At 69.0% G+C, this 12,696-nt stretch carries 14 protein-coding genes; 3 read left to right on the forward strand and 11 right to left on the reverse strand.

Annotated elements, in window-relative coordinates; all coding sequences use genetic code 11:
- Positions 1-23: 23 nt before the first annotated feature.
- The gene (locus WDM91_21675) at positions 24-785 is read left to right on the forward strand and encodes an A24 family peptidase (GenBank protein MEI9997221.1); all 762 of its coding nucleotides are present in this window, start codon (positions 24-26) and stop codon (positions 783-785) included.
- Here the strand turns inward: WDM91_21675 and WDM91_21680 are convergent.
- From WDM91_21680 to gspE, 11 genes are read right to left on the reverse strand one after another with little or no spacing between them, the layout of a single operon-like run.
- Entirely contained in the window at positions 782-1,588 is an 807-nt protein-coding gene (locus WDM91_21680; protein ID MEI9997222.1) for a hypothetical protein, read from the reverse strand. The genes WDM91_21675 and WDM91_21680 overlap by 4 nt on opposite strands.
- Complete coding sequence (gene gspD / locus WDM91_21685) at positions 1,585-3,741, reverse strand: type II secretion system secretin GspD (protein MEI9997223.1); 2,157 nt, start codon at positions 3,739-3,741, stop codon at positions 1,585-1,587. Before gspD ends, WDM91_21680 begins: the two co-directional genes overlap by 4 nt.
- Before the next feature lie 48 nt (positions 3,742-3,789).
- Positions 3,790-4,476 (reverse strand): hypothetical protein, encoded by a 687-nt coding sequence (locus WDM91_21690; GenBank protein MEI9997224.1) that lies wholly within the window; start codon positions 4,474-4,476, stop codon positions 3,790-3,792.
- Positions 4,473-5,042 carry a type II secretion system protein GspM gene (gene gspM, locus WDM91_21695; protein MEI9997225.1) on the reverse strand — a complete coding sequence of 190 codons (570 nt, stop codon included), beginning with the start codon at positions 5,040-5,042 and terminating at the stop codon, positions 4,473-4,475. Before gspM ends, WDM91_21690 begins: the two co-directional genes overlap by 4 nt.
- Positions 5,039-6,133, reverse strand: coding sequence for a PilN domain-containing protein (locus tag WDM91_21700; GenBank protein ID MEI9997226.1), 1,095 nt, complete (start codon positions 6,131-6,133; stop codon positions 5,039-5,041). Before WDM91_21700 ends, gspM begins: the two co-directional genes overlap by 4 nt.
- Positions 6,133-6,750: a prepilin-type N-terminal cleavage/methylation domain-containing protein gene (locus tag WDM91_21705; GenBank protein ID MEI9997227.1), complete on the reverse strand. Its 618-nt coding sequence runs from the start codon at positions 6,748-6,750 to the stop codon at positions 6,133-6,135. Before WDM91_21705 ends, WDM91_21700 begins: the two co-directional genes overlap by 1 nt.
- On the reverse strand, positions 6,747-7,133 hold the full coding sequence (locus WDM91_21710; protein ID MEI9997228.1) for a prepilin-type N-terminal cleavage/methylation domain-containing protein: 387 nt from the start codon (positions 7,131-7,133) through the stop codon (positions 6,747-6,749). The genes WDM91_21705 and WDM91_21710 overlap by 4 nt, the downstream gene beginning before the upstream one ends.
- Positions 7,126-7,569, reverse strand: a complete 444-nt coding sequence (locus tag WDM91_21715; GenBank protein ID MEI9997229.1) for a GspH/FimT family pseudopilin — start codon at positions 7,567-7,569, stop codon at positions 7,126-7,128. Before WDM91_21715 ends, WDM91_21710 begins: the two co-directional genes overlap by 8 nt.
- Positions 7,538-7,972 (reverse strand): type II secretion system major pseudopilin GspG, encoded by a 435-nt coding sequence (gspG, locus tag WDM91_21720; protein ID MEI9997230.1) that lies wholly within the window; start codon positions 7,970-7,972, stop codon positions 7,538-7,540. The genes WDM91_21715 and gspG overlap by 32 nt, the downstream gene beginning before the upstream one ends.
- An 11-nt stretch (positions 7,973-7,983) precedes the next feature.
- The gene (locus tag WDM91_21725) at positions 7,984-9,210 is read right to left on the reverse strand and encodes a type II secretion system F family protein (GenBank protein ID MEI9997231.1); all 1,227 of its coding nucleotides are present in this window, start codon (positions 9,208-9,210) and stop codon (positions 7,984-7,986) included.
- Positions 9,211-9,212: 2 nt separating this feature from the next.
- Positions 9,213-10,949 carry a type II secretion system ATPase GspE gene (gene gspE / locus WDM91_21730; GenBank protein ID MEI9997232.1) on the reverse strand — a complete coding sequence of 579 codons (1,737 nt, stop codon included), beginning with the start codon at positions 10,947-10,949 and terminating at the stop codon, positions 9,213-9,215.
- A gap of 83 nt (positions 10,950-11,032) precedes the next feature.
- On the opposite strand from gspE, the gene WDM91_21735 reads away from it, so the two are divergent.
- Positions 11,033-11,494 (forward strand): DUF192 domain-containing protein, encoded by a 462-nt coding sequence (locus WDM91_21735; GenBank protein ID MEI9997233.1) that lies wholly within the window; start codon positions 11,033-11,035, stop codon positions 11,492-11,494.
- A gap of 200 nt (positions 11,495-11,694) precedes the next feature.
- Positions 11,695-12,684, forward strand: coding sequence for a hypothetical protein (locus WDM91_21740; GenBank protein ID MEI9997234.1), 990 nt, complete (start codon positions 11,695-11,697; stop codon positions 12,682-12,684).
- Positions 12,685-12,696 lie beyond the last annotated feature (12 nt).

The raw sequence follows: 12,696 nt of genomic DNA on the forward strand, positions 1-12,696 counted from the left end.
CCGGCACTGCTACACAGGCGGCGATGAATCCCCAGATCGCGCCCGCAACCGCCGCCGTCATCATCGCAGCGCCTTTCGTGGGCAGCTTCCTCGCGGTCGTGGTGCTGCGCCTGCCCGCGGGGCGGACGGTCCTGTTCGGCCGCTCCGCCTGCGATGCCTGCGGCCACGTGCTGGCAGCGCGCGAGCTCCTGCCCTTGGCGAGCTACGCGTTCCAGCGCGGCCGTTGCGGGCACTGCAGCGCCGCGATCGACCCGCTTCATCCCGCCATGGAGATTGCGGCCTTCGTGATCGCCGCCTGGGCGGCATTCGAGACGGAGGGCTGGGTTCTGGCCGCGAGCTGCCTGCTCGGATGGACCCTGCTCACCCTCGCCGCGATCGACTGGCGGACCGGATTCCTGCCGGACGTGCTGACCCTGCCGCTGATCGCCGCCGGACTGGCCATTGCCTATCTGCTCGATCCAGGGTCGCTCGCCGAACATGCGATCGGCGCCGCCGCCGGCTTCATCGTCTTCGCGGTGCTGTCGGAAACCTATCGCCGCTTGCGGGGCCGCGACGGGCTGGGGCTGGGCGACGCCAAGCTGCTGGCCGCGTCGGGCGCATGGCTGGGATGGGGCGCGCTGCCGAGCGTCGTGCTGTTCGCCGCCATCGCCGGCTTGGCCTTGGTGCTGGCGCGCCGCCTCACCGGCCATGCCGTTCAGGCCGCGGCGCGCATCGCCTTCGGCCCCGCGCTCGCCGCCGCGACGTGGATCGTGTGGCTCTACGGCCCGCTGGTTCCCGGCCGTTAACGCCAGGCCATCGTGAGATAGGGCTTCGTCGCGTCGCCGGTGAATTGCACGGTTGCGACACGCACGACGCGCGCGGTGCCGACACGAACCTCGGCGGTGATCGTGAAAGTCGCGCCGGATGCGGCACGGGGTGCCGGTGCAGCGCCCGGCGCCGCCATCCGCGCCAACGCGTCCTCTCGCGCCCGCAACAGGTCGGCGATGGCGTGCGCGTCCAGGCCGGGTAGCACCTTCAGCACCGCTGGCGGCGCGACGGTCTGGTCCACCGCACCCGTCGTCCCATACACCGTCAGCAGCGGCGCGATCTTCGCGTAGAGCGCGCGGGTCATGCCGGGAAGTTCGAGCAGCGCGTCGATGGCTCGGAAGGCCAGCGGCGGCGCCGGTCCGCCCGGAACCTGCGGCGCGCGGCGCGCGATGACGCGATCGGCGAGCGCCGCCGCCTGGTCGTCCGTCAGGCCGGCCGAAGCGAAGACGCTCCCCAGCAGGACTTTGTCGGCGAAGTTCAGGTTGATGCGGCCGCTCTCGTCCTGGATCCACAGGCGTGCCGTCACGCCGTCGAAGCCGGCCGCGGCGGCGGTGCCGTCGACCCGCGGCTGGCGGCCGCTGCGCCCGTCCATCAGCGACAGGATCGCGCGGCCGACGACCGCGTCCGCAATGCTGCCGGCGCGCGTGGCATTCCAGGCATTGCGGTCGAGCTGCGCCGAGGTCACCGAGGCCGTCAGCATCGCGGCGGCGATCAGCGACAGGATGGCGATGCCCCACAGGACGGAGACCAGCGCCAGCCCGCGCTGCCGCCGGCCGGTCATTTCCGCTCGAGCAGCGTCTGCAGGCCGGGAAGTTTGTGGCGCAGCTCTTCGGTGACGGCCCGCGACTTCTGCAGATTGTCGACGACGTGCGGCGTGATCAGCACGATCAGCTCGGTGCGGTCATGCTCGTGGCTCTTCGTGCCGAACAGCCCGCCCAGCACGGGAATCTCCGACAGATAGGGAAGGCCGCTCGAGCCGCGGCTGCGGGTGTCCTTGATCAGCCCGCCGAGCGCCACGGTCTCGTTGTCGTGCACCGCGATCGTGCTGTCGATCTTGCGCTGCGTGATGGTCGGCGAGTCGAGCGAGGAGGTGTCGGTCGAGGCGACGTCGCTCACCTCCTGGCTGATGTCCATCGTCACCATGCCGCCCTGGTTCACCCGCGGCGTCACCTTCAGGATGATCCCGGTCGCCCGGTATTCGATCGTGTTGATCACCGGCGAGTTGTTGCCGACGATCGCCTGGCCTTGGGAGGTCGCGATCGGCACTTGGTCGCCGACCTGCAGCTGGGCCTGGTGGTTGTTGAGAACCATGATCTGCGGCGACGACAGGACCTCGACATGCGTCAGCTGCGACAGCGTGTTGAGCACGACTTTGATATTGCTGCCCGCGAACGCATAGGAGAATCCGGGAAAGGACGAGCCGATCGCGGCCGAGCCCGAGTTCGACAGCACGATCTGGTTGTGGCTGTCGCTGAAGGCGTATTGCACGCCATAGGACAGCTTGTCGGTGAGCGTCACCTCCGCGATCGCCGCCTCCAACAGCACCTGCAGCGGCGCGGCATCGAGCTGGCGCAGCGCCGCCTCTATGGTCGCGTATTCCTGCGGCGTGCCGTAGATCACCACCGCGTTGTTGTTCTCGTCCGCCGTGATGGTCGCGGCGCCCTGCGGCGTGCCCGCGCTGTCGCTCTCGGTGATGAGGCCGCCGCCGCTGGGCGGGGGTGCGGCGGGCGGTGGGCTGGGCGCGAAGGAGCCGCCGCTCGGTGACGGAGCCGGCGGATGATCGGCGGTCTCGCCATTGTCGCCGCTCTCGCCGTTGCCGCTGTCTTTGGTGCCGCCGCTGCCGCCGTAAAGCACCTTCTTCAGCGTTGCGGCGAGGTCGCTGGCGCGTCCGTTCTGCACGGCATAGACGAAGATGCGCCGGTCGCTGCCGACACCCGGCCGGTCGAGCCGCGCGACCCAATGCTGCACCTGGTCGAGATAGCGCGGCTGGGGCGAGATCACGAGCACGGTGTTGAGCCGCTCGATCGGGATGAGCTTGACGATGCCGCCGAGCGGCCCGCCGGCGCCGCCGAGGATCTGGCTCAGTTCCTTCGCAAGGCCGCGCGCGTCGGTGTATTTCGGCGTGAACAGTCCGAACGACATCCCGGCCAGCCAGTCGACGTCGAACAATGCGACCTCCTCGGCGACGGCTTGGCGCTCCTGCGCCGTGCCCTGCACGATGAGCAGGTTGCGGCCGCTGTCGGCGTGCACGATGGCCTGCGCCGGCGCCATCCCGTCGAGCAGGCGCTGCATCTCGCCCGCCGCGATGTAGTGCAGCGGCACGATCTGGGTGCCGTAGCCCGCTTCCGCGCCGCCATCCGCCGTGCCGCTGGAGGCCGGCGACGCGACCTCGCGCGGCGCATCGGCATTGAGCACGAGCTTGTAGACGCCGTTGTTCTTGACGATGGCGAGGCCGTTCATCCGCAGGATTTGCTCGAACACCGGCAGGACCTCGGCGCGCGACAGCGGCTTGGAGGTCTGCACCGTGATCGTGCCCTGCACGCCGGCGCCGATCGTATAGTTCACGTTCAGGAAATCGCCGAACACGGCCTTGGCGACGTCGCGCACATCGGCATTGATGAAGTTGAGCGTGATGCCGCCCTCATCGGTGGTCGCGGCCTCCGCGGCGTGGGGGACCCGATGGCCGACGAGATCGCCGGTGCCCTTGATGATCTCCGGCGGCGTGGCGTCGTCCGGTGCAGGGGGCGCCGCGGCCGCTGCGGGCGCAGCTTGTGGCGGAGCCGGTGGTGCGGGATCGTTGGCATGCCGGGCCAGTTCAGCCGCGCTGGGCACGGTCTCAGGCGGCTTGGCGTATTGGTCGGCGCAGGCGGCAAGGCACAGCGCGCCCGTCAAGACGACCGCGGCAACGCTCCTGCGCCTGAATTCGACGGCCATGGAAATCTCGCCCCTCCTGGCGCTATAGGCTCTTTTTCTGTCGCAGTGTCAAAGGGTTGGTTCGCCGGTCGCCGGATTGATGATGGCGCCTTTGAGCGCGTCGGGCACCACGGTTTCGCGAAGCGGCTTGGCCGGAGCGGCGGGCGTCGCGGCGACGGGGCGGGGCGTGGTGGCGGACGGCGCCCCGGTCGTCATCGGCGGCGTCGGCGCTGCTGCCGCCGGTGCCTGGGTGATAGGTGCGCTGGCCTGCGGCAGGGGCGCGCTCGGCGGCCGGTCGGCGGGACCTTCCAGCGGCACGGTGACCTCGCTGCCATTGGCCCGCAGCGTGATCGTGGTCGCATCGATCCGCGCGACACGCCAGCCGTTCACCGTTCCGCCGACGATGGCGCTCATCGTCGACGCGGTGCTCTTGATGCGCAGCAGGGCGACGGCACGCTCGCTGCCCATGATCACGCCGACCAGCGAGAAATCCGACGCTGCCGAGGCCGCGCCATTGGCCTGCGCCGGATCGTTGAGCGGCTTGCGGGTCGAGGCGAACAGCGGCCGCGCGTCGAGGTCTGCGAAGCTCTCCTCCGCGGGCGGAACAAAGGGGACCGGCAGCTCGGCCCGGGGTCGCGCAAGCGGCGGCGCCGGCGCGACCTGCACGGGTTCGAGCGGTGCGATGGCCTCATACGCGATCGCGCCGGCCAGCAGCAGCGCCAGGACGAGCAGACCCGCGGACGGCGCCAGCCTCATTGCACGCCCGTCCAGCGGTAGCCGCGCACGGTCCAATGCACGTCGATATTGGGCGGATCGAGTTGAAGGCCGCTGGCGTCCCATGTCTCGGGCGCGCGCAGATCGACGCTGTCCAGGAACAGATAAGGCGTCACGGTCTCGATGCGATACACCATGTCCTTGAGCCGGGTCATGGGCAGCAAAAGGTCGTACTGGATCTCGATGCGCTGGAAGCCACCGGATGTGACGGGGGCGAGATTTTGCGCGCTGCGCATCTGGCCGGCGGCGCTTTCGATCAGCGTCTTCATCACGTTCTGGATATTCGCGGCCGCGAGTTCTGCGCTCGTGCCGCCGACGAGTCCCGTGCTGCCGGTTTCGCGGCTCCGCATCTGCGCCAGCTTCGCCTCGACGAGCGGCCGCATCGCGATGCGGCCCTCATAGGCGGCCAGCATCCGGCGCGATTGTTCTATCCCATCGCGCTGTGCGGCGAAGGCATCGGCGATGGGCTGCACCACGGCCAGCCAGGCGAGTCCGAGGACGACCGCCAGGATGCCGAGAGCGATGAGGCGTTGGCGCGCGGGCGTCACGTCGCCCCCTTCTTCAGCCGCACCGACAGATCGAAGCGCTGCAGGCCGGGGCTCGGCCCCTGCATCAGCGGGCTGCGGAATTGTGCATCGGAAAAGAATGCGGCGGCATCGAACAGTGCGATGAGCGACGCGGCTTCCGGCGAGAAGCCATGCAGCCGGACCTCGTCGCCGTTCAGCTCGAACTCGTAGAGCCAGGTGTCGTCGGGCAGCAGACGCGCGACGCGCGCCAGCACGGCGATGGCGGCGGGATTGCGCTTCTGCTGCGCGAGGAAGACGGCGCGGCGGTTGGCGGCATCGAGCCTGTGCTGCAATCGCTCGACGGTCATCGCCCTTGCGCGCGCCGCATCGACCCGGTCGGACAGGTCGGCGGCGACGGCCTCGCCGCGCAGATAGAGGCTCGCCACCATGCCCGCCGCCAGCAGCAGCACGAGGCCGGCGAGCATCGGCACGATCCGTGGGGCCCAGCGCAGGCGTTGCGCCGCCGCGGGGTCGGCGGGAAAGGTCCCGCCATCGGCCTTGCGCGCATCGCCGTCGAAGGCGACCGCCGAAAGCGCGATGCCGGCCTCGCGGCACAATGCGACGGCATCGTCCACCGGTTCGCGGCGGATGATGCGCAGCGCGACGTCGAGCCCGTCGCGGTCCGTGTTCGCCACGCGATAGTCGTAATAGATGTCCTCGGTCCCGATGGGACTCTGGCGCACCACCTCGTGGCGCAGGATGTCGTCCAGGTTGCGCGCCGCGCCGCGCGGCAGGCGCAGCGGCCGCACCAGCGCATCCTCCGCCGGCAATTGCAGGATCACCGGATCGGCCAGCCATGCGGCGAGGCCGGTGGCGCGGGGTGTCGACAGGCGCAAGGTCCGGGCCGCGAAGGCATCGCGCGGGATGCGCGCGATCATCGTCTCGAACGCCGTCGTCCGCCGCGCCACGATGAGCTCGGCCGGCCGGACCTCGATCAGGATCGCGTCGCGCCCGGTCTCGAACGCGTCGCGCAACCGCCGCGGCACCAGCGACGCGAGCTCGTCCAGCCACCAGCGCCAGCCGGCGCGCAGCCGATAGATCCATTCGCTCGGACCGGGCTCAGCGCCGTCCATCAAGGGCCTCTGCAGGATTTTGTGGCGGGATCATAGGTGCAATCGGCCTCGGCCGAAATGCGAGGCACGACGAAAAGTTCGGGCCAGGCCCGCACATCGCCTTTCGAGAACGTCACGCGCAGCCGCACGGCAGTGGGCAGCTCGCTCCGGCCGCTCCAATCCGTCGTCCAGGTGCCGTCCGTGGCGCGATAGCCGAATTCGACGCCTTGCACATGGCGCAACAGATCCCCACCGGCCGCGCCGAACGCCATCGACAGGCGCCTGAGCGGTCCGTCCGGCCGCATCGCGACCAGGAGGTTCGCGCAGCTGCGGTCTCCGGCGGCGCCTGGCAGAGGCGCAAGGAAGCGCAGCGACGCCTGCGTCCCTGAAAATTGCACGCGCGGCGGACCGCCTGGCGGCGCGGCGGACGCGATGCGGCGCGGACAGGCGCGCTCGATCTCGCTGCGCAGGAGGTTCTGCGCCGAACGGACCGTATCGCCCGCGTCGGCGTTGGCGGTGCTGTGCTCCCAGGCGCGGCTGCCGAACCGCAGGCCGCCCAGCAGCAGGACGAACAACAGGCCGAGCAGCGTCATCGAGACGAGAAGCTCGATCAACGTGAATCCCGCCTGTGCCTTCACGGCGGTTTCACCGGCGCAACGAGGCGCAGTGCGGCGAGCGAGCGCTCGCCATCGCGCCACGAGACGGTGGCGCGCACGGCATAGGCGGACATCTTCCATGCCTTCGCGTCGTCCGTGTCGCCATAGGGACGTACGTTCAGGCGCCAACGGAATCCGTTCGAATAGATCCCGCTCGCCTGCCCGGGCGCCAAGGCATCGTCGCTGGCCGCGCGCGCCAGCAGGGATTGCGCCAGCGCCGCTGCGGTGGCGTCGTCCCGCGCCTTGCGGGTCCGGTCGAGCGAATCGGAGATCGCGCCGAACAGCACCGTCATCGCGATGCTGAGGATCGCGAGCGAGACCAGGAGTTCCACCAGCGTGAAGCCGCGCTCGCGCCGCTCATTCATCGATGCTGACCCGTCCGGTGAGCCAGTCGACGGCGACCCGATGCTTGCGCGTTTCCTGTCCGACCAGGATCGCGCCGCCGGTCGAGCTTCCATCGGCGGCAAAGCCGATCTCGGCTGCCGCTCTTCCCGGCACGAGCACGAACGGAACGCCGCCGGGCAGCGTCCGCCGGCGGTCGCCGGGCTCGATCAGATAGACCTGATGCGCCGCATCGAAGCGGACGGACGTCGCGCCGCCGCCGGCGACCGCATTGCCGCGCGCCGCGCGCAGGTCGCCCGCCAGTGCCCGCGCCGCGGCCAGCGAGCGGGTGCCCGGCAAGGCCGACTGAAGCAGGATGGGGATCGCGGCGACCAGCAGGCCTATGATCGCGAGGACGACCAGCAGCTCGACCAGCGTGAAGCCGGCCTCACCAGTTCTTGACGGGCGGATCGGCGCCATTGCTCGCTTCTCCGTCGGGCCCGTTGCTCGACAGGTCGTAGTCGTTGTTGTGCTTGCCCGGCGTCACATAGACGTAAGGATGGCCCCAGGGATCGTTCAGGCTGGTCGTGGCTTTCACATATGGCCCGTTCCAGTTGTCGGCGCCGGGCGGCTTCGCCTTGAGCGCCGCAAGCCCTTCCTGCGTCGTCGGATAGCGTCCCACGTCCATCTTGTAGAGGTCGAGCGTCGAAGACAGGCTCTCGATCTGCGCATGCGCCGTGCTCATCTTGGCGGAGCCGAGATAGCGCAGCAGGATCGGCGTCGCGATGGTCGCCAGCAGGCCGATGATGGCGAGCACCACCAGCAGCTCGACCAGCGTATAGCCCTCCTCGCGGCGGCGGGTTTTCCGTGTCCAGGTCTTCATCGTCTTGCCCTTCAGATCGCCACGTCGTTCACGCTCAGGATCGCGACCAGTATCGAGCCTATCAGACCGGCGACGATCAAGCCCATCAGGACCGTCATGCAGGGCACCAGCAGGGCGACCAGCCGGTCGATCGTGTGCCGCACCTCGCGCTCGTAGAGGTCCGCCTGGCGCAGCAGCATGCCGTCGAGCTGCCCGCTCTCCTCTCCCACCCGCATCATGTCGAGCGCAAGGGCCGGAAAGGTTCCTGTTGCCCGCAGATGGCGCGACAGCGAGTCGCCCTCCTTGAGGCCCGTCGCCGCGCCGTGCACCGCGCCGGCGATGACCGTGTTGCCCAGCGTGTCGCCGGTGACGATCAGCGCCTGGGGCAGCGAAACGCCGTTCTTCAGCAACGTTCCCAAGGTGCGCGCGAAGCGCTCCACATCGATCTTGGCGAGCAGGCTCCCGATCAAGGGAATCCGCAGCAGGGCGCCGTCCCAGCGCCTGCGAAACGCCGCATCCTGCAGGCCGCGCCGCAGCGCGAGGCCGAGCGCCGCCAGGCCGAGCAGGATCGCCCAGGACCAGGTGGTGACGAAATCGCCCACGGCGATGACGAACTGCGTTTCGGGCGGCAGCGCCTTGCCGGCTTCCGCGAACATCGGCTTGAAGGCGGGCAGCACATAGACGAGCACGACGATGATCGACAGCCCCGCCGTCGCCAGAAGGATCATCGGATAGATGAGCGCCGAGATCACCGCCTCGCGCACCGCGAGCGAGCGCCCGAGATATTCGCCGAGCTGCTCCAGCGCCGCCTGCAGATCGCCGCCCTGCTCGCCGGCCCGCGCGATGTTGACGTAGAATTTCGGGAAGGCCGCACTTTCGGCCAGCGCGTCGGCGAAGGTCGCGCCGCTGCGCACCTGCGCGAGGATGCGCTCGAAGACGGGCCGCATCGGCTTGGTCTCGTCGAGATTGACCAGGATCTCCAGCGCACGGTCTAGTTCGAGCCCCGCCTGCAGCAGCGCCGACAATTCCTGCGTCGCGACCACCAGGCTGCGGGGCGAGAAGCGCTTGCGCGGCAACAGGTCCTTGCGCAGCCGCGCGCGCCACGACGTGCGCCCGGCGGCAACGCCCTGCTCGGCATGGATCGGATAATGTCCGCGATTGCGGATCTCCTCGATCGCGCCCGCTTCCGTGGCGGCGTCCAGCACGCCCGTCACGATGCTGCCCGAGGCCGTCATGGCGCGATAGCGGAAGCGCGGCATCGTCAGGCGGCCCGCGTCGCGCGCAGGACTTCCTCGACGCTCGTCAGCCCCGCCAGCACCTTCGCCATGCCGTCGGCATGCATGCTGCGCATGCCCTCCGTCGCGGCCTGACGGCGGATCGCGCCGGCTTCCGCATGTTCGAGCACCAGGTGGCGCAGCGCGTCCGACATCACCAGCACCTCGACGATGGTGGTGCGGCCGGCATAGCCCGTGCCGTTGCATTGCGCGCAGCCCTGCGCCGCAAAAAGCGTCGTGCCGCCGGGCTGCGGCGCGATCTGCAGCCGTGCGAGCAGGGCGGGGTCGGCCTGATAGGCCCGGCGGCAATGCGGGCACAAGGTGCGCACCAGCCGCTGCGCCAGGACGCCGCTGATCGTCGAGGTCAGGAGATAGTCCTCGATCCCCATGTCGAGCAGGCGCGTCACCGCGCTGGGCGCGTCGTTGGTATGCAAGGTCGAAAGGATGAGATGACCGGTCAGTGCGGCCTGGACCGCGGTCTGCGCGGTCTCCAGGTCGCGCACCTCGCCGACCATCATGATGTCCGGATCCTGGCGCAGGAAGCCGCGCATCGCGCTCGCGAAGGTGAGGCCCACCTGCGGCTTGACCTGCACCTGGTTGACCCCGGCCATCTGGTATTCGACCGGATCCTCGATGGTGAGGATCTTGCGGTCCTTCGTGTTGAGCTCCGACAGCCCGGCATAGAGCGTCGTCGTCTTGCCGCTGCCGGTGGGACCGGTCACCAGGATGATGCCGTGCGGCTGGGCCAGCAGGGTGCGGATCGTGGCGATCGTATCCGGATCGAAGCCGAGTTCGACGAAGTCGAGCTTCAGGTTGCCGCGGTCCAGGATGCGCAGCACCGCGCATTCGCCGTGGATCGTCGGCATCATCGAGACGCGGAAGTCGATGTCCTTGCCGCGCACCGCGAGCCGGATGCGCCCATCCTGCGCGACGCGGCGCTCGGCGATGTTCAGCTTGGCCATCACCTTGATGCGCGACAGCACCGCGGCCGCGAGATTGCGCGGCGGCGACTCCACTTCATGCAGGACGCCGTCGACGCGGTAGCGCACCCGCAACTCGCCGTCCATCGGCTCGATATGGATGTCGGAAGCACGCACCTCGACGGCACGCGTGATCAGCAGGTTGACCAGGCGGATGACCGGCGCCTCGCTCGCGCTGTCCTTGATGCGGTCGACGTCGTCGCTGGCGCTCTCCTCCGCACGGTCGCGCGTTTCGTGCGCGATCTGGTGGATTTCCGATTTGCCGCTGCCGTAGAGCCGGGCGAACGCCGTCTCGAAATCGGCCGGCAGCGCGACCCGCCGCAGGACGGGTTTGCCGGATGCGAAGCGCGCCGCCTCGGCGGCATAGTCGTTCAGAGGGTCGACCATGGCGAGGACGAGCCCGCTCGCACCGTCCGCCAGCGGCAGCACCTGCGCCTCGCGCAGGAATTGGCGGCTCAACCGTTCCTCGAACAGCGGCGAGCCGGGATAATCGGCCGCCACGGCGAGGTCGAGGCCCAGCAGCGCCGCGAGGCTCTCCGCGATATCGCGTTCCGATGCCAGGCCGAGCCGTGCCAGTACGAGTTCGAGCCGCTCGCCGCTTTCCGCCGCAAGCCGTTCCGCGCGCTGCGCGCCTGCCGGCGCGAGCTTGCCCGCCGCGATCAGATGGGCGCCGAGCGCCTTGCGGACCGGATGTGACGGTGCCGCTACGCTTTGTCCCAAAACCGCTTCCTGGCCTGCCGGCATCTATGCACTCCCGCTCCGGGCACTATACGGTCGCGCAGGAAGCGACGCCACAAAGCGTCTCGCAGCCGAGGGATATCGCCGCCATGCGCATGTCATTCGCCGCCTTTGCGCTCGTCCTGCTGGCCGCGGTTCCGGCCAGCGCGGCGCCGCGGCTGCCGGTCGAGACGGTCGTCATCCAGACCGGCCATGGCGAACACGCTTTCCAGATGGAGGTCGCGGCCGACGAGACGTCACGGGCGACCGGCCTGATGCGCCGCACCCATCTGGCACGCGACGCCGGCATGCTGTTCGATTTCCGCACCGTCGTGATGACCGCGTTCTGGATGAAGGACACGCCGCTGCCGCTCGACATAATCTTCGTCCGGGCCGATGGAACCATCTCGACCATTGCGGCGAACGCGGTGCCTTATTCAACCGCCGAGATCGCGGCGGCGGAACCCATTCGCGCGGTGATTGAAATCCGTGGCGGCCTGTCGCGAGAACTCGGTATTGTTCCCGGAAACCGGGTCCGCGCGCCAATATTCACGGAACCTTCAAGGCATTAGATTGTGGCCCACAATATTATTTCTCCACTATGAGAACCGCGCGCGAATATTTGGCGATGGACCCCGGCGGAACGAGTAGTTAACGGCGCAAACCTGTGCTAGACGAACGCCCAATCCGGGGGGATTCCGTTCAAAGCCCCGACATATTCGATGGCACAAGGTGGCATGGCCGCGCTCGCGTGCCTGTGGAGGAGACGAAAATGCTCAAATTCACGAAACTGTCCGGCATGTTCGCGGCGACGCTCGTTGCGCTGATGTGGATCGCTCCGGCGCAGGCGCAGGCGACGCGCACCTGGATCTCGGGCGTCGGCGACGACGCCAATCCCTGCAGCCGTACGGCACCCTGCAGGACCTTTGCCGGCGCGATCTCCAAGACCGCAGGCGGCGGCGCGATCGACTGCCTCGATCCGGCTGGCGTCGGTGCCCTCACGGTCACCAAGGCGATCACCCTCGAATGCTCCGAGGGCGCGGGCGAGGCCGGCATCCTGGTCGCCGGAACCAATGGCGTCACGGTCAACGCCGGCGCCAACGACGTCGTCATCCTGACCGGCCTGCAGATCGACGGCGGCCCGATCGGCTCCAACTCGCTTGCCGGCGTGAGGTTCATCGCCGGACGGGTGCTGGAAATCCAGAACTGCCAAATCCGCAACTTCACGGGTGGCTCGCCCAACGGCTATGGCGTTTCCTTCGTGCCGGCCACGGGCGCCACGACGCAGCAGCTGATCATCACCGACACCACCATCACGACCAACGGCTCCGGTACCGGGGCCACGGGAACCGGCGCTGCGATCAATGTCGCGCCGACGGGCAGCGGCACGGTCAACGTGACGCTCGACCGGGTCGAGGTCGTCAACAACGCGCAAGGCGTGACGATCAACAGCACTGGCATGAGCGGCGGCGCGGTCACGGCCACGATCAGCGACAGCACCCTGGCCAGCAGCCAGACCGGCTTGACCGTGGCGGGTACGACCCCCGTGACGGCCATGCTGATCCGCGACCGGATCTCCAACAATGCCGGCTTCGGCATCATCACGGCCGGTTCGGGCTCTTCGGTGAAGGTGGGCTATTCGACGATCACCGGGAACGGCACCAGCCTGATCCAGGCCGCCGGCTCGCTGCTGTCCTATGGCAACAACCAGATCGACGGCAACGGCACCAATACCCTGCCGGGAACGACGGCCACGCATTAACTTCGATGGAAA

This window comes from Rhizomicrobium sp., assembly GCA_037200385.1.
GTDB lineage: Bacteria > Pseudomonadota > Alphaproteobacteria > Micropepsales > Micropepsaceae > Rhizomicrobium.

What these genes read in the sequence shown, in the direction of transcription:
- WDM91_21675 (MEI9997221.1), top strand. Translation starts at nt 24, where the DNA reads ATGAATCCCCAGATCGCGCCCGCAACCGCCGCCGTCATCATCGCAGCG.
- WDM91_21680 (MEI9997222.1), bottom strand. Translation starts at nt 1,588, where the DNA reads ATGACCGGCCGGCGGCAGCGCGGGCTGGCGCTGGTCTCCGTCCTGTGG.
- gspD (MEI9997223.1), bottom strand. Translation starts at nt 3,741, where the DNA reads ATGGCCGTCGAATTCAGGCGCAGGAGCGTTGCCGCGGTCGTCTTGACG.
- WDM91_21690 (MEI9997224.1), bottom strand. Translation starts at nt 4,476, where the DNA reads ATGAGGCTGGCGCCGTCCGCGGGTCTGCTCGTCCTGGCGCTGCTGCTG.
- WDM91_21700 (MEI9997226.1), bottom strand. Translation starts at nt 6,133, where the DNA reads ATGGACGGCGCTGAGCCCGGTCCGAGCGAATGGATCTATCGGCTGCGC.
- WDM91_21710 (MEI9997228.1), bottom strand. Translation starts at nt 7,133, where the DNA reads ATGAATGAGCGGCGCGAGCGCGGCTTCACGCTGGTGGAACTCCTGGTC.
- WDM91_21715 (MEI9997229.1), bottom strand. Translation starts at nt 7,569, where the DNA reads ATGGCGCCGATCCGCCCGTCAAGAACTGGTGAGGCCGGCTTCACGCTG.
- gspG (MEI9997230.1), bottom strand. Translation starts at nt 7,972, where the DNA reads ATGAAGACCTGGACACGGAAAACCCGCCGCCGCGAGGAGGGCTATACG.
- WDM91_21725 (MEI9997231.1), bottom strand. Translation starts at nt 9,210, where the DNA reads ATGCCGCGCTTCCGCTATCGCGCCATGACGGCCTCGGGCAGCATCGTG.
- gspE (MEI9997232.1), bottom strand. Translation starts at nt 10,949, where the DNA reads ATGCCGGCAGGCCAGGAAGCGGTTTTGGGACAAAGCGTAGCGGCACCG.
- WDM91_21735 (MEI9997233.1), top strand. Translation starts at nt 11,033, where the DNA reads ATGCGCATGTCATTCGCCGCCTTTGCGCTCGTCCTGCTGGCCGCGGTT.
- WDM91_21740 (MEI9997234.1), top strand. Translation starts at nt 11,695, where the DNA reads ATGCTCAAATTCACGAAACTGTCCGGCATGTTCGCGGCGACGCTCGTT.